Genomic DNA, 17,694 nt, shown 5'->3' on the forward strand with positions numbered 1-17,694 from the left:
ACGCCTCCACGATCGGCACGCCGCATGAGTCCGCTATTCGGACCGGCTGAGAACCCTCTCATCAGCGTCGGCGCGCAGCACCGGCCGGCGGGTCGCGGCCAGGCGCTCGAGCAGCTCGGCGGACTCGACGGCCGCGTCGTGAGCGGACATCTCCGCCTGGACCCTGCGGGCGGCCGTGCGGAAGGACGGCTCGTCCAGCACCCGGCGGACCGCCGCCCGCACCTTCGACGGCGCCGGGTGGGTCTTGCCGAGCCGTAGCCCGACGCCGGACCACTGGATGCGGGCGGCGTTCTCGGCCTTCTCCTCCGTGGTGCCGGCCTGGACGATCGGGACGCCGTGCGCGAGCGCCAGCGTCACGCCGGTGTAGCCGCCGTTGGTGACGAACACGTCGGCCCGCGCGAGCAGCTCGTCGTACGGGATCCAGGGCATGACCAGGCAGTTCGCCGGCAGCGGCTCCCCCGCGGCCCGCTCGAGGTCGGCCCGCGACGCGCCGCCGGTGGTGACGACGACGGTGACCGGCTCGTCCGCCAGCCCGCGGACGGCCGGCAGTACCAGCTCGGCCGGGTCGGGCCGAAGGCTGCCCTGCGTCACGTGCACGACCGGCCGGCGGCCGGCGCCGTCGACGCCGTCGACCCCCAGCTCGTCCCACCAGGCCGGCGGGTCCCACGGCCTCGGGTCGGGCCGGAGCGCGCCGATCCAGTGGATGTGCGCCGGCAGGTGGCGGCGCGGGTACTCGAACGACGGAGTGCACGCCTGCAGGTGCAGCAGCGGCGACGGTCCGGCCTGCAGCGCGGACCCCGGGTCGGGCGGAAGTCCCAGGCCGGCCCGGACTTCGTCGTACACGCGCTCGGCGTCGCGGAAGATCAGCCGGCCGGCGGCGGCCCGGATGAGCCGGTTGCGCAGCCGCCCGGCCGGCCCGCGCATGGGGAGCAGGCCGGGGCCGAACGGCGGCGTGTCGGGGTCCTCGAACGGCAGCGGGCCGTCGGCGAACGTCGCCCACGGGATGCCCTCGAGCTCGGAGACCATGCCGACGCCGTAGCTGAGGCCCTCGGTGAGCATGGCGTCGACGGGGTGGGCCGCGGTGATGCGGCGCAGGTCGGCGACCCGCTGCGGCGCGTGCCCGACGAAGACCTGGGCGAAGGCGTCGCCGATGACCTTCGGTCCGGATCGGCCGCGGAACTGCGGGAAGTACTCGAAGAAGTCCTGGCCGCTGAAGTCCGGCGCATCGACGTACGGCAGCGGAGTCGCGCTGGTGCGGGCGATGCGCTCGTGGAACGCCCGGCCGGCGTACCAGAGCACGGTGTGCCCGCGTTCGACCAGCCGCGCCGCGACGGGCAGCGGGTTGGTGGTGTGGGCCTCGATCGCGATCGACGCGATCAGGAAGGTCGCCATGGTCTGTCCCCCCGGTCTACGATGTTTTCGATGTAGTGAGCCTAACTTCATTTGAGAGTGAGTCAAGTGAATAACGAACGCCGCACATACACCAGCGCGCTGCGCGCCGAGCAGACCCGGCTGACCCAGCGGCGCATCCTCGACGCCGGGCACCGGCTCTTCGTCGAGCAGGGCTACGGCCCGACGACCATCGCCGCCGTCGCCGCCGCCGCGGAGGTCTCGGCGCAGACGGTGTACAACGCGTTCGGCAGCAAGCCGGCGCTGCTCAAGCACGTCTACGACGTCGTCCTGGCCGGCGACGACGAGCCGATCCCGCTGGCGCAGCGACCCGAGGTCCAGGCGATGTACGCGCTCCCCGACCCGGCCGAGTTCCTGCGCGGCTATGCCGGGCTCGCCCGCACGCTGAGCGAGCGACTCGGCCCGTTGATGCTGGTCATCGCCGCCGGGGCAGGCTCTGGGGACCCGGAGCTGACGGCGCACATCGAGACCACCGACGGCGAGCGGCTGATCGGCGCCGGCATGGCGGCCGGGCGGGTCCAGGAGCTCGGCGGCCTGCGCCCCGGCCTCGCCGCCGAGGCGGCCCGCGACCGCCTGTGGACCCTGACCAGCATCGACGTCTGGCGCCTGCTCAGGCTGGCGCGCGGCTGGTCCGCCGACCAGTACGAGGACTGGATCGGCGAGGCCATGTGCGCCGCCATCCTCGCCCGGCCGTAGGTTCTACCGCGTGACCGGCTTCCTCATCGTCAGCGCCACCGAGGCCGAGGCCCGCTACGTCCCCGCCGGCCTGCCCGTCGTCGTGACGGGGCTCGGCAAGACCGCGGCGGCGACGGCGACGGCGCGCGCCCTCGCCGGCCTTAGCCTCGACGGCCTGACGGTGCTGAACATCGGCACCGCCGGCGCCCTGCACGACGGCGTGAGCGGCCTGTTCACGCCGGGCCGGGTGCTGAACCACGACATCGACGCCGACGCGATCCGGGCGCTCGGCTACGACCCCGAGGAGTTGCTCGAGGTGCCCGGCGGCGACGGGGTCACGCTCGCGACCGGCGACCGGTTCGTCGCCGACCCCGTCGTGCGCGACCGGCTGGCCGCGCGGGCCGACCTCGTCGACATGGAGGGCTACGCCGTCGCCTACGCCTGCCGCGCGTTCGGCGTCCCGGTGCGCCTGGTCAAGCACGTCTCCGACACCGCCGACGAGTCCGCCCTCGACTGGCCGTCGGTGGTCGACGCCAGCGCCCGTATCCTCGGCGACTGGTTGCGCGCGGCGGTGAGCTGACCCCGTCGCGGCCGCAGGCTGACGCCGTCGTCGATCAGCCGCCGAACTCGTGCAGCGGGAGGCCGCGGACGCCGGGCTCGGCGATGACGAACAGGGCGCCCGCCGCGGGCTCGGCCGCGGTGTCGATGCCGAGCCGCGACGTCGTCACGATGAGCTGGTCGAGGCCGGGCCCGGTGAAGGCGACCGCGGTGGCGTGCGTGACCGGCAGGTCGACGACGGCGTCGAGGGTGCCGTCGGCGTCGTAGCGGCGCACCTCGCCCGTCGCGTAGGTCGCGACCCAGACCCCGCCCTCGGCGTCGACGGTGAGGCCGTCGGGCCAGCCCGGGACCTCGGTCCAGGTGCGCCGGCCGGTGAGCCCCGTCGCCTCGGACCAGTCGAAGACGTCGATGCGGTCGGTCGTGGTGTCGACGTAGTAGGCGCGGGTGCCGTCGGGCGACCAGCCGATGCCGTTGGACACCGTCACGCCCTTGACCACGGGGGCGGCCGCGCCAGCAGGGTCGATGCGGTACAGCGTGCCGGCGCCGGGCGTCTCGTCGTAGGCCATGGAGCCCAGGTAGAAGGCGCCGTCGGGCGCGCAGCCGCCGTCGTTGGCACGGACGGCGTCGCCGTTCCACAGCTCCGGGCGCTCGTCCAGGGGCGCGTCGAGCGCGTCGCCGCCGGCCAGCGCGATGGCCCGGCGGGTGGCGACCACCCAGCCGCCGTCACGCCGCGCCCGCACGACGGCGGCGACCTCGCCCACGCGGCGGCGCTCGATGGCGCCCGTCCCGTCGAGCTCGAGCAGCTCGCCGGCGAGCATGTCGACCCAGCGCGGGCCGGCCCAGCGCGGCGAGTACGCCGGCCCCTCGCCGTGCTCGCACACCGCCGCGGTCAGCTGCTCGGCCTTCATGGGCGCTCCGTTCGTCGGGGGTTCGTCGGGAGTCGGCGCTGCCCACACCATGCCCGACGGCGTCAGCGCACCGCCAGCGTCGCAGCTCAGTCGGGCCCTCATCATGATCGGATGCATTGGGACGAAGGTCCCGAGATGACGGTCTTTCCGCCCCTACGGCCGTATACCGGCTGGCCGGACCCTTGAGGGCATGACAAAGTACGTGCGGCCGGTTCCGGCCACCCGGAGTCTGGTCGTCGTATGCGCGCATCCGTACGACGCGACCTTCGCGCTCGGCGGCGTCATCGCGGCGTTCGCCGATTCGGGGACGTCGGTGCACGTCCTCTGCCTCACCCACGGCCGGCACGCCGACCCGCGGCCACGGCACCGCCTGGACCGCGCCCGCGACCTCGGCCGCGCGACCCGTCACCTCGGCGCCGAGGACGTCACGCTGCTCGATCACGCGCCCGGCACGCTCGCCATCGTCGGCCTGGACGACCTCGTCGAGGAGATCCTGAGCACGCGGCACAGCGCCGACGCGATCCTCACGGTCGACGCGACCGGCGCCGACGCCCACCCGGACCACATCCGCGCCATGCGCGCCGCCTACCGCGCGGCCACGAAGCAGGGCAGCACGCTCTATGCCTGGACGCTGCGCGCCGGCCAGCCCGCCCGCGGCCACCAGGTCCTCGTCGTCGACGTCGACCGCGAGCGCCAGCGGACGGCGACCAACTGCCACACCGGCCTGCCGGCGGACGACCCGCTGCGCAACCGCTGGCAGCGCCACCAGGACCGGGCCGAGCGGCTGATCGTCCTGCGCACCGAGCGCTCCGTCCCGGTGTACGCGCGTCACGTCTGAGTGCACCTGCGCGGTCGATGTCGTAGCACCGCGTCGTACGCGCACCACCCGCCCCCTGTCACCGTCGTGAACGGAGCCCCCGCATGAGCAGCACGATCGTCGTCGGCGTGGACGGATCGCCCGACAGCGGCATCGCCCTCGACTGGGCCGCGAAGGAGGCCGCGCTGCGTGGCGTCGGCCTCACCGTCGTGTACGGCCTGCTCATGCCGGTCGCCGCGGTCCCGTTCGGCCCGGCCGCCACGCTCCCGCCGTCGGAGGAGCTGCGCGAACTGGCGACCGGCGTGCTCGACGCCGCCCGCGACCGCGTGGCCCGGGCCGAGCCCGCCGTCGACGTCGACACCTTCCTCATCCTGCGCGGCGCCGTGGAGGCGATCCTCGACGTCGCGAACGAGGCGGAGCTGATCGTGGTCGGGACCCGCGGCCTCGGCGGGGTCAGCGGGCTGGTGCTCGGCTCGGTCAGCAGCCGGGTCGCGGCCCGCGCGAGCTGCCCGACGGTGGTCGTGCCCTCGGTCGTCTCGCCCGACGACGGGTCGATCGTGGTGGGGGTCGACGGCTCCCGCGCCGGCGACGCCGCGCTCCGGTTCGCACTGGCCGAGGCCGGACGCCGGTCGGCGAAGGTCGTGGCGGTGTACGCCCATCACGACCAGTCCGACCTGGAGTCGCTGGTGCCGGCCGCGCTGGAACGGGCCCGGGCGGCGATCCTCACCGACCCCGACGTGTCGATCCGCATCGATCCCGGCCGCCCCTCGGACGTGCTCGTCGAGGCCGGCCGGGACGCGGCGCTGATCGTGGTCGGCTCGCGGGGGCGCGGTCAGGTGCGCAGCCTGCTGCTCGGCTCGACCAGCAGCGCGGTGCTGCAGCGCTCGTCCCGCCCCGTCGCCGTCGTCCACTCCCCCTGAGTTCCGAGAAGGTCCGGCACCTCCTATGGCGACGGACGTCGCCTGGCGGCGAGACGCCATCGGCCGGCGAGAAGCGATCGCCGCCAACGGCGCGGGCGACCCTGGGTGAGCGTCCTCGATTCCAGAGGCGAATCGCCGAAGAACCGCGACGGCGCGCCCGCGACGAGGACCCGCGCCTCCTCGATGGTCCATTCGTCCACCTGGTCCAGCGCGAGGCCCGTGAACTCCGCGTCGTCGTAGATGCCGTCGAGGGTGACCAGCGGTAGCGTCTCGGGCCCGCCGTCGTACGCAACGAACCCGCGCGCCCACGCGGCGAGCTGTCGCGGCGTCATGGTGCCCGACAGGACGCGCCGGCACATCAGGTGCAACGCCGCGTGTCGGGGGTCATCACCCAGGCGGTCGCGGACCTCCAGCTCGTCGACCGTCTACGGTCGATCAGTTCCTCGAGGACGTACGTCGACTCCTTCGGGCTCGCGCCTGCGAGCTCGCGGAGCGCAGGCGTATCGAGACCGTCGAGGAGTGCCTGCACCGCGGCGTCGATGACCGCTTTCGCCTCACCTGCGGGATCCAGCCGCCACAGCACGACCGCGTCCACGACTTCGTCACGCGGGTCCCGCCTGGGTTTCTCGGCCATGACGTTGCATTCTGGCAAGCCGCGAAGCCCCTGACGAGCGATTATGGCGTCACCGGCAGCACCTCTGCGCGCAGTGCGTCGGTCAGCAGCGCTACCAGCGCCTCGAGCTGCACGTCGGCCGCCGACGCCACCTCGTCGTCGGAGCCGTCGAGCGCCCGGGCCGCGAGTCCGGCCTTGCTGTCGATGAGCTCGGCGATCTTGGTGTCGATGGTCTGCGCGGCGATGATGCGCCACGCGGTGACCGGCTCGGCCTGGCCGATGCGGTGGACGCGGTCGATGGCCTGGGTCTGCTCGGCGGCGGACCAGGACAGCTCGGCGAGCACGAGGTTGGACGCGACCTGCAGGTTGATGCCGACGCCGGCCGCCGTCAGCGAGCAGACCGCGACCGCCACCTCGGGGTCGTTCACGAACGCGTCGATGTTCTGCTGGCGCTTCTTGTTCGTCTGCTCGCCGCGGATCGACGAGTAGCGCAGTCCGCGCTCGGCGAAGATCGCCTCGGCCGCGTCCATGACGTCGACGTGCTTGGCGAAGAAGACGACCTTGCCGACGTTGCGGGCGAGCTGCGCTGCGTAGTCGGCGGCGAGGCCGGCCTTGGCCTGGCCTATGCGGCGGATCATGCTGAACACGTTCTCGCCGGTCTTCGCCGACTTGTCGGTCAGCTCGGCCCCGACGACGCGGCGCACGAGGTCGTGGTCGATGCCGTCGACGACGGCGGCAGCTCCGGTCAGCGTGCCGGCGGCCTCGGCGCGTGCCTCGAGCGCCATGCGGTAGCGCGCGACGAGGCGGTCGGCGAGCTCGCGCTCGGCCTTGCGGATCGAGCGGCCGAGAGAGTCGTCGAGCTCGACGGGCAAGTCGGCGACTCGTCGCGCCGGGATGTCGGCCGCGACGTCGACCTTGCGGCGCCGGACGATGCCGAGGTCGATGACGCTGGTGCGGGCGGCGGTCGCGAAGCCGGGGTCGGCCGGGGTGAGGCCGGTCGCCTCGAGCGCTCCCATGAGCTCGGCGCGCGGCTTCTTCTCGTCGATCCAGCCGAGGAACTGCCAGATGGCCCGGAAGTCGTCGATGTCGTTGATCAGCGGTGTTCCGGTGAGCGCCATGAGCAGCGGGCGCACCGTCCGGGTCCGGATCTGCTCGGAGAGCTGCAGGACGTGCTGGGACCGCTGCGACTTCTTGTTCTTGATGAAGTGCGCCTCGTCGACGACCATGCCGCGGAAGCCGAGGTCGCCGAGCCAGCCGACGTGGCGGTCGAGCACCTCGTAGTTGACGACGATGATGTCCGCGAACCCGTCGATGGTGTCGCCGTCGCCGTGGATGACCGTCGCCGGGTGGCCCGGCGTCCACAGCGCGGCCTCGCGCGCCCAGTTCGTCTTCACGACGTTCGGCACGACGACGAGCAGCGGGAACGCATTGGCCGCCTGCGCGGCGAGCAGTGCCTGGGCGGTCTTGCCCAGTCCCGGCTCGTCGGCGAGCAGGAACGTCCGGTGCCCCTCCTCAGCGGCCTCGACCACCTGCGCCTGGTGGCGCATGAGCAGCTGTCCGTCCCGCGTGCGAGGGTCGGCGCGGTCGGGGAGGTCCATGGAGGCGGCCTTGCCGTCGGCCGCGGTCTCGAACGAGTTGAGCAGCGGCTCGATCAGCTCCCAGTTGACCAGCCGGCGGGGCCGCTGGGTGTCCGGCCGCGGCGCAACCGCAGAGAACGCCTCGTAGTCGGGGGCGAGGAACGGGTTGGACAGCTGCCTCGACACGACCGCCTGCGGCACGACCTGCCGCTTCGGCGCCGTCGTCGCCGCATTCGCCGTGGTGGTGGCCGTCGGAGTGGTGACGGCGACGGAGTCCTCCCCCGGCTGCCGCCCGGCCGCGATCAGCATCTCGCGCCGCAGCCCCCTGGCCGCGTCGGTGACGACCGCGTTCTCGTCGAGCAGCTCCAGCAGCGGCGACTCGCGAACGGCGACCTTCGCGAGAATCGTCGCGATGCCGTCCAGGCGCTTCAGCTGCTCGGCCCGATAGGCCTCGCTGCGGGTGGTGTCGGCCTTGACCTGGGCCCGCTCTTCACGGACCAGCAGGGCGATGACCTGGAACTTCGTGCGCGTCGAGGGAGTCGACGACCCGCGTTGCACGGCGGACTCGACCTCACGCACCGCACGCGCGAGCACGGACATGATGTCCTGCGTGCCCTCGGTGCCTTGATTGCCCTGGCCACGCGCGCGACTCTTCGCTCGCGTGCCCGTTCTACTGGCGCCGGGCCGGCGCCTGGCGTCTCTCGCCAATCGCTTCTCCTCCTTCGGAGTTGCCACGCGCGTTGCCTGCGTGGCTGCGGGGTGGCCGCGTACTGCGCTGCGGCTTCGGTCGCACCGATCGGCGCGTGACGCTTGCGCCGGGCCCGTGCACCCCTGACCTTGGTTCTACCCTGCGTCACTGACAGTGAGGCGATTCCCGCTCCGCGGGTCCCCTGCAGGGCACTGTCGATCCTACCCATAAAAGGCGGTTCCACCGCCGACTATTCCCACCCGGCGTGCCGACGAGCTACTCGGTGAGCGAGTTCGCGCTGCTCGACGACGGTCGGCGCGTGGTCCTTCGGGACGAGCTCGGCTTCACGATCGGCTGGGGATCCAGCGTCCCGGCCGCACTCCCGTCTGGGAACCCGACACCGTGGAGCCCGCTGCCCCGCTGATCGCGTCCGCAAAAGACGGAAACTGGTCCCGTCGCGGCTGCGCCACACCGTCGATGCGGCCGTAAGTTGGAGATGCACCCACCACAGCCCCTCCCGAGGCTGAGTGAATCATCGGGGAGCTGAACATGAGGATCGAGTCGATGATCTTCGGCATCGTGACGGTGTTCTTCGCGATCGTCACGCCCGTGTACTGGTTCCTGTCCGAGGACCCGACCGGAACGACCGCTCTCACCGTCACGTTCGGTTTCGGCGGGATGATCGCCTTCTACTTCATGCTGGTCTCCCGCCGCATCCGCCCGCGGCCCGAGGACCGCTCGGACGCCACGATCCCGGACTTCGCCGGCGAGTACGGCTTCTACGCCCCGAACTCGTGGTGGCCGCTCGCGGCCGCCGCCGCGGTGGGTGTGGTGTTCATCGGCCTGGTGTTCGCGTGGTTCGTCTTCATCATCGGCATCGCCCTGGCCGCGGTCGCCGCCATCGGCTGGATCTTCGAGTACTACCGGGGCGAGTACAGCCACTAGGCCGCGGCGAGGTCCCGGATCTCGAGGGCCGCGTCCAGCATCTGACGGGTGCTCTGCCACCAGTCCTGCAGGTGCAGGTCGAGGATCAGCTCGTCGGCGCCCGCACTCGCGACGGCGGCGATGTCATCGAGGACCTGCGCTCGCGTACCCGCGAAGCCGGCCCGGTCGTCGCCCAGCGGCGTCTCGGAGAACGCGATGTTCCCCACGACGACCAGCTCCATCGTCGACGGGTCGCGGCCCGCGGCTGCCGCCGTCTGCCGGATCAGGTCCCACTCCGTACGCAGCTTCGTCGCGCCGGCGGCGCCAGGAGTCGGGAGGAGTGGCAGCCACCCGTCGGCCCGATGGGCGATCCGCTCCAGCACCCGTGCGTTCGGACCTCCTGCGGCACTGACGTCGACATCGCCGGCCAGCAGGACCGGGATCGGCGCGGCCGGCTTCGGCAGGACGTAGGCGTTGTCGATGAGCGTGGTCGGCCCGCGGTAGCTCACCGGATCCGGACCCCAGGCCGCCTCGAAGACGTCGAGGGTCTCGTCGAGCAGCCGGCCGCGATGGACCTTGGCCACCCCGACCGCCTCGAACTCGTCGACCGCCCAGCCCGTTCCCAGTCCCGCGACCACGCGCCCGCCACTGAGCTGGTCGAGGGTCGCGAACCTCTTCGCGAGCTGGAGCGGCTGGTGAAGGCCGGCCACCATGACGCTGGTGCCGATTCTCACTCGCTCGGTCACCACGGCCGCGGCCGCGAGAACGGTCAGCGGGTCGGCCGCCTGCCGGTACGCGGACGGCCACGGCGCGCCCGGGGTGAAGGAATCGCGCGGCGCGACGGGAAACAACAGCCGCTCCCAGGCCCACACGCTGTCGAACCCGGCGCGTTCGGCCGCGCCGGCCACCTCCGTGACGTCGTGCCGTAGATCGGTGCCCACCCGCTGGGGCAGTCGGAGTCCAAGTCTCATGAGCCGAGCGTGAGCCGTCGCCGACCCTGGTACCAGGAGCCCCATCATCCTGGTACCGGCAGCACCTGGATCGCCCTGCTCGGCGGTGGTTGACTGGAGGACGTGGATACGGTTCGTGAGGCTCGCGCTCGTCGCGGCGAGCTCGGCGACTTCCTGAAGAGCCGGCGCGCCCGCATCACCCCCGAGCAGGTCGGCCTGCCCACTGTGGGCCGCCGCCGTACCCCCGGACTGCGGCGCGAAGAGGTCTCCCAACTCGCCGGCGTCGGCGTCACCTGGTACACCTGGCTCGAACAGGGCCGCGACATCAATGCGTCCGAACAGGTGCTGGTGGCGATCTCGCGCACGCTGCGGCTCGATCAGCACGAGCAGGCACATCTCTTCACCCTGGCGGGCTCGGCAGAACCGCCGAGCGACGCGGGCGGTCATGCCGTGTCGCCGTCGATGACGGCGATGATGGCCAAGCTCGATCCCTATCCGGCCATGGTGACGAATGCGCGGTGCGACGTTCTCGCCCACAACCGGGGCTACAGCTGGCTCATGGGCGATCTGGGCGCCATTCCTCTCTCGGAACGCAATCTTCTGGTGCAGTCGCTGCTCAATCCTGAATGGCGAGCTCGTTCCGTCGACTGGGAGGAGCAGGTTCCACGTCTCGTGGCCGGCTTCCGCGCCGCCTGGGCCGATCATGTGAGCGAGCCGGCGTGGAAATCCCTGGTGAAGCGGCTGACCGCCGAGTCGCCCCTGTTCGAGCAGCTCTGGCCCCGCTGCGACGTGACGCGCGAGCCGGTGACGACTCGGCGGTTCGAACACCCGGCCGCGGGTCTCCTGACGTTCACCGTCACGCAGCTGAACGCCGGACCCCACTCGGAGATCACGATGTCCACCTTCACCCCCGCCGACGACGAGACGGCGGCGAAGCTGCCCATCCTCTCGTCGACGAACTGAGGGCGCCCCGGGCTGTTGATCATGGAGAAGAGCGGGTCAACAGCGCCGTGGAGGCCGAACTTCTCCATGATCAACAGTGGAGGACCGCCCACGGCGTCCAGGTCAAGGTGAAGGTCAGCTCCAGTACCTCGCCCGCCGCCAGGTCGTCGTCCATGCGCCCTGACGGGCTCGTCACCGGCTCGACGCAGACGCCCTGCTCGTGGGCCGTGAAGACGGTGGCGAACGGGCTGGTCCAGGTCAGTCCGAGGGTGCCGTCGCCGGGCCAGACGACGGCGGCCTCGGGCACGGAGCACCGGACCGTCTCGTTCCAGGGCGGCGGGCCGAGCCCGACGTAGCGGGTCGTCGGGGTGCCGTCGTCCTGGCGCAGCAGCATCCTGGAGCCCGCCGGGAGCTCGACCCGTGCGGCGCCGCCGCCCGGGGTGAGGCGACGGGGGAACCACGGATGGAAGCCGATGGCCGCCGGCATGTCCTCCTCCGCCCACAGCCGGAGACCGAGTCGCAGGACGCTGGGCTCGAGCTCGGCCGTGAGCTCGACGGAGCCCGCGAACGGCCAGCCGTCCTCGAGCGCCGCCACCGCCCGCCCCGGTGCCGGCGACGTCCAGCGCGACCGCCGGACCGTGCCGTGCGAGGCGTGCCCGCCCGGTTCGGCCGGCACCCGCCAGGCGCGGTCCCTCCACCGGAAGGTGCCGTGGTGCAGGTCACCGGTCCACGGCACCATGACGAACGAGCCCCACCACAGCGGGTCACGTCCCTCGTGCGGAACCAGGAGCTCGTGCCCGTCGAACCGCAGCGACGTCAGCCGGGCGCCGTCGTCGAGGTCCACCACGGCGGAGCTCCGGTGCGTCTCCCACCGCAGGAGGGACGCACCGGAGCCGCTCGGAACCGCGTCCGTCACGGGCGTCCGTCCGCGGCGAAGACGTCCCGGAGCGCGGAGCGGATCCTCTGCGGACGGTCGGCCGCGAAGAGGTCGACGGTCGCGACCATGACGCCCTCGCTGTGCACCTCCCAGGTGCCGGGCTCCTCGAACCCGGGGTCGACGACGTGCAGTCCGACGGTCTCGATGTGGTCGATGCCGACGTCGACGAAGGCATGGTCGGTCTGCGACGTCGACACGAGCCGGAACGCGAGCCGTACCGACTCCTTGCCCGCGACCGCCGCCGTGACGTCGATGGGACCCTGGTAGGCGTCGCCCTGGAGCCAGAGGTTCTGCGGCTGATCCACCACGTCGAAGTCCCAGACGACGTGGTCGTCGACGGCGACCTGGAGGCGGTAGTCGCCGGGCTTCAGGTTGTCGACGACGAACTCGCGGCGGAACCAGAAGGACAGCTCGTAGCGCGGGCTCGCCGGGTCGACGCGGACCGTCTGGGCGCCGCCGGCCTGCTGGCCCGGCGCCACCGGCTTGCGCGAGGCGAAGAGGGCGAGCCGCCCGGCGCCGTACATGGCGCGGTTGTCCGTCGCCGGAGCGGTGGCGTCGTCCTGCTGCGTGCCGTAGGCCACGACACCGACGGTCTGGCCCTCGGCGGCGAGCCGGACACCCTCGGCGACGGTCTCGCGCACGTAGTCCTCGGTCGGCGGAAGCGGCGCGTCGAGGAACCGGCCGGTGTAGATCAGCAGCATCAGCTGCAGGCCGCGCGGCTCGGTGTGGGTGCGGATCTCGGCGATGCACTCGCGCAGCGACGTGGCGACGGTGGTGTTCTCGTTGCGGCCGTCGAGGAACGGGTAGATGACCCCGTCGATGTACGGGCCGTACTTGTCGAGAAAGGACGGATCCGTCGCGGAACGGATGTAGGCGCAGGTGTAGAAGCCCAGGTCGGGGCTGACCTCCGCCTGGGCCCGTTTGATCTGCTGCATGTAGTCCGGGGTGAACAGCAGGGCGTTGTCGCCGATCTCGAAGTCGTCGATCGCCCAGGACACCAGGTTCGGGTACTGGACGGAGAGCTCCGCGATCGCCCGCGCCCAGGCGACGTAGTCGGTCATGAAGGGGCGCGAGGCGCGGCCGTTCTCGGTGGTCTCGCTGGGCGGCACGATGTACGGGATGACGTCGATGCCGGCCTCCTGGGCCGCCGGCAGGAACTCGTGGCGCAGGTCGTCCCAGTCGGTCGGCGAGTCCCACACCCCGAACAGGTACGTGTTGACGTTCAGCTCGACGAGCCGGCGCACGAGTGCCGGGGTGTCGATGTGCCGGTAGCCGTCGGCGCGGGCCTCCCGCTCACGAATGGTGCCGCCGATGGTGTTGCCGCCGCAGAGCGTGGCCTTGATGCCCTGCTCTGGAATCCGGGGCCGGCCGCGGAACGAAGACATGGATCTACCTTTCGGGTGGACGATCAGGACTTGACGGCGCCCGCGAGGACGCCGCCGATGAAGTGGCGTTGGAAGGCGACGAAGAGCACGGCCATCGGGACGATGCTGATGACGGCCCCCGCGGTGAGCATCGAGATGTTCTGCGCGAACTGCGTGTTCGTCGTGGCGATGCCGACCGGCAGGGTCATCATGTGCTCGCTCTGCGCGATCAGCAGTGGCCACAGGAACGTGTTCCAGTTGGCCACGAAGGTGAAGATGGCCAGCACGGCCATCGGCTGGCGGCACAGCGGCAGGACGATCCTGAGGAACATGCCCCCGTGGCCGGCGCCGTCGATGCGAGCGGCTTCGAGCAGGGAGTCGGGAATGCCCCTGACGAACTGGCGCAGCAGGTACACCCCGAACGGTCCCGCGAGGGCCGGGACGATCAGGCCGCTGTACCGGTCGATCATGCCGAGCTCCGAGGCCAGGAGGTAGACCGGCACCAGGGTGGCCGAGAACGGCAGCATCATCGTCGCCAGCAGCAACCGGAAGGTGAGGTCGCGGCCGGCGAAGCGCATCTTCGCGAACGCGTACGCGGCGAGCATGTCGACCGCGACGGTGAGCGCCGTGACGGCCGACGCGACGAGGACGCTGTTGACGATCCAGCGCAGGAACACGGCGTTGGACAGCAGCCGCTCGTAGTTCGCGACCGTGAGGTTCGCGAAGGAGAAGTCGGCGAAGACGGAGTCGTGCAGCGAGGCCACGATCAGGAGCACGACCGGGCCGGCGCAGACGAACGACACCACGATGGCCGCCAGGTGGACGGCCGCGGCCTGCGCGCCGCGCCGGGTGGCACGGCGTGGCCGGGCGGCGGTGGTGACACTAGACATCGTCGGCCTCCGACCTGCTTCGGCTGATGAAGATCCCGGCGATGACGGCCGTGATCAGGAGCAGCACCAGGCTCATGGTGGCGGCGTACGGGACGCTGCCGCCGTTGAAGGCGTTCTGGTAGACGTACCACATGGCCGTGTAGGTCGCCGTCCCCGGACCGCCCTGCGTCATCACGTAGACCAGGTCGAACAACTGCACCGCGTTGATGGTCACGAGCACCAGCACCACCTGGGCGACGGGCCTGATGAGCGGGAGCTTGATCCGCGTCAGGATCTGCCAGCCGCCGGCGCCGTCGATGCGTGCGGCGTCGACGAGGTCGAGGTCGACGTTGTTGAACGCCGCCATGAACAGCAGCGAGTAGAAGCCGATGCTCGTCCAGAGCGTGACCACCGACAGGAAGACGATGGCGGTCGTGCCGTCGGTCAACCAGGGCACGTCCAGGCCGAGCACGCCGCTGGTGAAGCGGTCCAGCGGCCCGGTCTCGCCGTCGATGAGCATCTTCCAGATGAGGCCCGCGACCACGATCGAGAGCAGCGACGGCGTGTAGATCAATGACCGGTAGATCCGCATGCCGCGGATCCGGCTCGACAGCAGGAGCCCGACGGCGCAGGTGACCACGATGGTCAGCGGGATGACGACCACCATGAACAGAGCGGTGTTGCGCAACGTCTCGTGGAAGAGGGTGTCGCGCAGCACGTTGCGGTAGTTCTCGAGCCCGGCGAACGTCAGCCCGGAGAGCAGGGAGCCGCGCTGGAACGTCAGGTAGACGGTGTAGGCGAACGGGAACGCGATGAACGTCCCGAACAGCAGCACCTTGGCGACCAGGAACGGCAGCGCCGGCCCCAGCTCGCCGAGGCGCCGCAGCCGCCGCCGGGCGGGGGCGGTCCCGCCGGTGCCGGACCCACCCGGCCCGGTGGCCACGGTGGCGGGCGCCGGCGCGCGAGCGCTCACCGGGGTCATGGCCCGTACACCTCGACCTCCGTCACGATCGCGTAGGCGTAGCCGTTGGTCGCGAGCGCGGTGATCCGCACCGCGTCGGCCCGCAGGCTCGGGAAGGTGGAGGTGGCTGCGCCGGCGGTGTGCCCGCGCACCGATGCCACCGTCGTCCACCCGGCCTCCGTGTGCAGCTCGACGTCCCAGTCCCGCAGGGCGAACCTCGCCTCCGCATGGGTGTGGACGTCCACCCGGCCGACCGCTGCAGGCCGGGCGAGACGCGTCTCGAGCTGGTCCGGGAAGACTCCGGGCGAGCCGTCGGCCCACGCCGTCGGCGGCCGGTTGAAGCCCTCGAGGGTGTACGTGTGGTTGCCGTCCACCACGCCGCAGGCGGTGGTGAGGTTGCCGACGGAGGAGGCCGTGGTCTCCTGACCGCGGGCCAGGTTGGCGTCCGGCCCGGACGGGCGTTCGGTCACGGTCACGGGGATCGTCAGCGTCGACGCGCCCGACCGCAGCGCCAGGTCGTACTCCCCCGCCGGCGTGTCGCCCGGCACCACCACGTCGAGCGGGGTCAGGGCCGGATACTCGGCGGGCGCGTAGGTGGTGAAGGTGGTGCGCGAGAGCCCGACCGGCTCCGGCGCGGTGACCCGCACCGTCGGATAGGCGGCCGCACCGTCCACGCTCCGCACGCCGATCTGGGTGGTCGACGGGGAGCAGAGGCCGGGTGCGACGTCGAGCCGTTCGGGGCCGGCGGTGAGCTCGAGCGAGGCCGACGGTTCCGGGCCTGCCGGGGCGCTGTCGCCGCGCGGGGCCACGACCGCGAGAACCCCGAACGCGATGACGGTGGCGGAGACGCCGAACGCGAGGACGGTGCGCGGCCGGCGCCGGCTCTGCTGGAGGTGGGGCATGGTCGCTCCTGAGGACGAGTCGAGGCGGTCGAGGGGCGGCGGGGGTCAGGCCTGCTGCAGGCCCGGGCTGCCGCTCTCGACGTAGAACGTGGCGTCGGTGCGCAGCGGGGAGCCGGGCCGGCTCACGTAGTCGAGGACCTTGAAGTCGGTGCGCCAGAGCTGCGGAGTCAGCTCGCAGCGCACGTAGCCGCGTTGCACGTTGTAGTACGGGATGTGCGGCAGCTGTGAGGCCAGCGCGTCCCGGCCGGGGTCGGTGTCGCGGCCGTCGCCGGAGCTGCTGATCGAGGTGCCGACGAACTCCGTCCCGATGGTGGCGGAGTCGGGGTCGTCGAAGTCGGCCTTGATCTCGCAGGCGTTGTTCGCGTGGACGTCGCCGGTGAGGACGACGGGGTTGGCGATGTCGCGGTCCTGGACGAAGTCGACGATCCGGTCCCGGCTGGCCTCGTAGCCGTCCCAGGCGTCCATCTCGTAGGACTCCCTGTCATCGGCGACGTTGAGGTCCAGCTGCGAGAAGAAGACCTGCTGGGCGAGCACGTTCCACGTGGCCCCGGATCCGGCGAGCCCGTCGAGCAGCCAGCGCTCCTGGTCGTCGCCGAGCATGGTGCGGCTCGGGTCGCGGCTCTCGTCGCTCGGCGGCTTGATCCCGTCGCCGTTGGCCTGGTCGCTGCGGTACTGGCGGGTGTCGAGGACGTTGATCCGGGCCAGGTCGCCGTAGCCGAACCGCCGGTGCAGCGGCATGCCGGGACCGGCCGGCAGCTGGGCGAGCCGCAGCGGCATGTGCTCCCAGTAGGCACGGAACGCGTTCGCCCGCCGGACGACGAAGGCGTCCTTCGCCTCCTGCGGGTAGTAGAAGGAGTAGTCCGACGCCCAGTTCGACAGCACCTCGTGGTCGTCCATGGTGACGATCCACGGGAAGGCCGCGTGCGCCGCCTGCAGGTCCGGGTCGGTCTTGTACTGCGCGTAGCGCGCCCGGTAGTCGTCGAGCGTGAGCAGCGTGCGCTCGGGGAAGTGCCCGCGTCCGAGACTGCCCTGGTCGGCTCCCTCGTAGATGTAGTCGCCCAAATGCAGCACGACGTCGAGGTCCTCGGCGGTCAGGTGCTGGTAGGCGGTGTAGTAGCCGACCACACGATGCTGACAGGACACGAAGGCGAACCGCATGGACGAGGTGGCGGCGTCGCGCGCCGGCGCGGTCTTGGTCCGTCCCGGCGGCGAGAGGTGCTCACCGGCCCGGAAGCGGTAGAAGTAGTGCGCCGACGGCCGCAGCCCGCGCACGTCCACGTGGACCGCATAGGAGAACTCCGGCCGCGCCAGCGCGGTGCCGCGGCGCACCACGCGCTGGAACGCCTCGTCCTCGGCGAGTTCCCACTTGACGGGCACCGAGAGGCGCCCGTCCATGCCGCCGAACGTGGCCAGCGGCTCCGGCGCCAGGCGGGTCCAGAGCACCACGCCGTCGGCGAGCGGATCGCCCGACGCCACGCCGAGCGTGAACGGGTAGGGCAGCCGGGCCCGCTGAGGCGAGGTGTCGGCGGCCGCGAGGGAGCCGCCGAGGGCGAGTGCGGCCGCGGCTCCGGTGACGGTGAGGAACCGCCGGCGTCCCCACCGTGCGGCGAGGAGCTGGCTCTGGGTCGGGCTCGGTTCGACGGTGTCGTCAGGTGTCATGGTCGGTCCTCGGCTCGGGT

The 17,694-nt window shown here is 71.8% G+C and carries 18 protein-coding genes; 6 read left to right on the plus strand and 12 right to left on the minus strand.

Translation table 11 applies throughout. The annotated features are described in order from the left end of the window. Positions 1-33: 33 nt before the first annotated feature. The gene (locus HD601_RS20450) at positions 34-1,392 is read right to left on the minus strand and encodes a glycosyltransferase (protein WP_184824953.1); all 1,359 of its coding nucleotides are present in this window, start codon (positions 1,390-1,392) and stop codon (positions 34-36) included. A gap of 66 nt (positions 1,393-1,458) precedes the next feature. Here HD601_RS20450 and HD601_RS20455 point away from each other — a divergent pair, with 66 nt between their 5' ends. Both HD601_RS20455 and HD601_RS20460 read left to right on the plus strand, forming a co-directional pair. Continuing rightward, positions 1,459-2,106: a TetR family transcriptional regulator gene (locus tag HD601_RS20455; RefSeq protein WP_221441155.1), complete on the plus strand. Its 648-nt coding sequence runs from the start codon at positions 1,459-1,461 to the stop codon at positions 2,104-2,106. Positions 2,107-2,116: 10 nt separating this feature from the next. Then, a complete protein-coding gene (locus tag HD601_RS20460; protein ID WP_221441156.1) occupies positions 2,117-2,665 on the plus strand; it encodes a nucleosidase in 549 nt (182 codons plus the stop codon). 34 nt (positions 2,666-2,699) lie between these two features. On the opposite strand, the gene HD601_RS20465 is transcribed toward HD601_RS20460, so the two are convergent. Then, a complete protein-coding gene (locus HD601_RS20465; RefSeq protein WP_184824955.1) occupies positions 2,700-3,551 on the minus strand; it encodes an SMP-30/gluconolactonase/LRE family protein in 852 nt (283 codons plus the stop codon). 190 nt (positions 3,552-3,741) lie between these two features. On the opposite strand from HD601_RS20465, the gene HD601_RS20470 reads away from it, so the two are divergent. Next, on the plus strand, positions 3,742-4,389 hold the full coding sequence (locus tag HD601_RS20470) for a PIG-L family deacetylase (RefSeq protein WP_184824956.1): 648 nt from the start codon (positions 3,742-3,744) through the stop codon (positions 4,387-4,389). Positions 4,390-4,472: 83 nt separating this feature from the next. Continuing rightward, the gene (locus HD601_RS20475) at positions 4,473-5,288 is read left to right on the plus strand and encodes a universal stress protein (RefSeq protein WP_184824958.1); all 816 of its coding nucleotides are present in this window, start codon (positions 4,473-4,475) and stop codon (positions 5,286-5,288) included. Between the two features lie 23 nt (positions 5,289-5,311). Here HD601_RS20475 and HD601_RS20480 read toward each other — a convergent pair whose 3' ends face one another. The 3 genes from HD601_RS20480 to HD601_RS20490 are packed head-to-tail and all read right to left on the minus strand — an operon-like array spanning position 5,312 to position 8,186. Then, positions 5,312-5,620 (minus strand): hypothetical protein, encoded by a 309-nt coding sequence (locus HD601_RS20480; RefSeq protein WP_184824960.1) that lies wholly within the window; start codon positions 5,618-5,620, stop codon positions 5,312-5,314. Between the two features lie 26 nt (positions 5,621-5,646). After that, positions 5,647-5,922 (minus strand): hypothetical protein, encoded by a 276-nt coding sequence (locus HD601_RS20485; RefSeq protein WP_184824962.1) that lies wholly within the window; start codon positions 5,920-5,922, stop codon positions 5,647-5,649. Between the two features lie 41 nt (positions 5,923-5,963). Continuing rightward, on the minus strand, positions 5,964-8,186 hold the full coding sequence (locus HD601_RS20490) for an SNF2-related protein (protein WP_184824964.1): 2,223 nt from the start codon (positions 8,184-8,186) through the stop codon (positions 5,964-5,966). A gap of 529 nt (positions 8,187-8,715) precedes the next feature. On the opposite strand from HD601_RS20490, the gene HD601_RS20495 reads away from it, so the two are divergent. Continuing rightward, positions 8,716-9,111 carry a cytochrome c oxidase subunit 4 gene (locus tag HD601_RS20495; protein WP_184824966.1) on the plus strand — a complete coding sequence of 132 codons (396 nt, stop codon included), beginning with the start codon at positions 8,716-8,718 and terminating at the stop codon, positions 9,109-9,111. Here the strand turns inward: HD601_RS20495 and HD601_RS20500 are convergent. Beyond that, the gene (locus tag HD601_RS20500; protein WP_184824968.1) at positions 9,108-10,061 is read right to left on the minus strand and encodes a TIGR03619 family F420-dependent LLM class oxidoreductase; all 954 of its coding nucleotides are present in this window, start codon (positions 10,059-10,061) and stop codon (positions 9,108-9,110) included. The two genes, HD601_RS20495 and HD601_RS20500, sit on opposite strands and share 4 nt — an antisense overlap. Positions 10,062-10,163: 102 nt before the next feature. Between HD601_RS20500 and HD601_RS20505 the strand changes: the two genes are divergently transcribed. Then, the gene (locus HD601_RS20505) at positions 10,164-11,003 is read left to right on the plus strand and encodes an MmyB family transcriptional regulator (protein ID WP_184824969.1); all 840 of its coding nucleotides are present in this window, start codon (positions 10,164-10,166) and stop codon (positions 11,001-11,003) included. 70 nt (positions 11,004-11,073) lie between these two features. Here the strand turns inward: HD601_RS20505 and HD601_RS20510 are convergent, their stop codons facing one another. Genes HD601_RS20510 through HD601_RS20535 form a run of 6 tightly spaced genes read right to left on the minus strand, consistent with a single transcriptional unit; the run spans position 11,074 to position 17,674 of the window. Then, positions 11,074-11,898 carry an aldose epimerase family protein gene (locus HD601_RS20510; protein WP_184824970.1) on the minus strand — a complete coding sequence of 275 codons (825 nt, stop codon included), beginning with the start codon at positions 11,896-11,898 and terminating at the stop codon, positions 11,074-11,076. After that, positions 11,895-13,304, minus strand: coding sequence for a hypothetical protein (locus HD601_RS20515; RefSeq protein WP_184824971.1), 1,410 nt, complete (start codon positions 13,302-13,304; stop codon positions 11,895-11,897). The genes HD601_RS20510 and HD601_RS20515 overlap by 4 nt, the downstream gene beginning before the upstream one ends. Before the next feature lie 23 nt (positions 13,305-13,327). Further along, positions 13,328-14,173, minus strand: a complete 846-nt coding sequence (locus HD601_RS20520; protein WP_184824972.1) for a carbohydrate ABC transporter permease — start codon at positions 14,171-14,173, stop codon at positions 13,328-13,330. Then, complete coding sequence (locus HD601_RS20525; protein WP_184824973.1) at positions 14,166-15,134, minus strand: carbohydrate ABC transporter permease; 969 nt, start codon at positions 15,132-15,134, stop codon at positions 14,166-14,168. Before HD601_RS20525 ends, HD601_RS20520 begins: the two co-directional genes overlap by 8 nt. After that, on the minus strand, positions 15,131-16,015 hold the full coding sequence (locus HD601_RS20530; RefSeq protein WP_184824975.1) for a COG1361 family protein: 885 nt from the start codon (positions 16,013-16,015) through the stop codon (positions 15,131-15,133). Before HD601_RS20530 ends, HD601_RS20525 begins: the two co-directional genes overlap by 4 nt. Before the next feature lie 45 nt (positions 16,016-16,060). Continuing rightward, positions 16,061-17,674, minus strand: a complete 1,614-nt coding sequence (locus HD601_RS20535; protein WP_184824977.1) for an alkaline phosphatase D family protein — start codon at positions 17,672-17,674, stop codon at positions 16,061-16,063. Positions 17,675-17,694 lie beyond the last annotated feature (20 nt).

Origin of the sequence: Jiangella mangrovi (assembly GCF_014204975.1) — a bacterium.
Taxonomy (GTDB): Bacteria; Actinomycetota; Actinomycetes; order Jiangellales; family Jiangellaceae; genus Jiangella; species Jiangella mangrovi.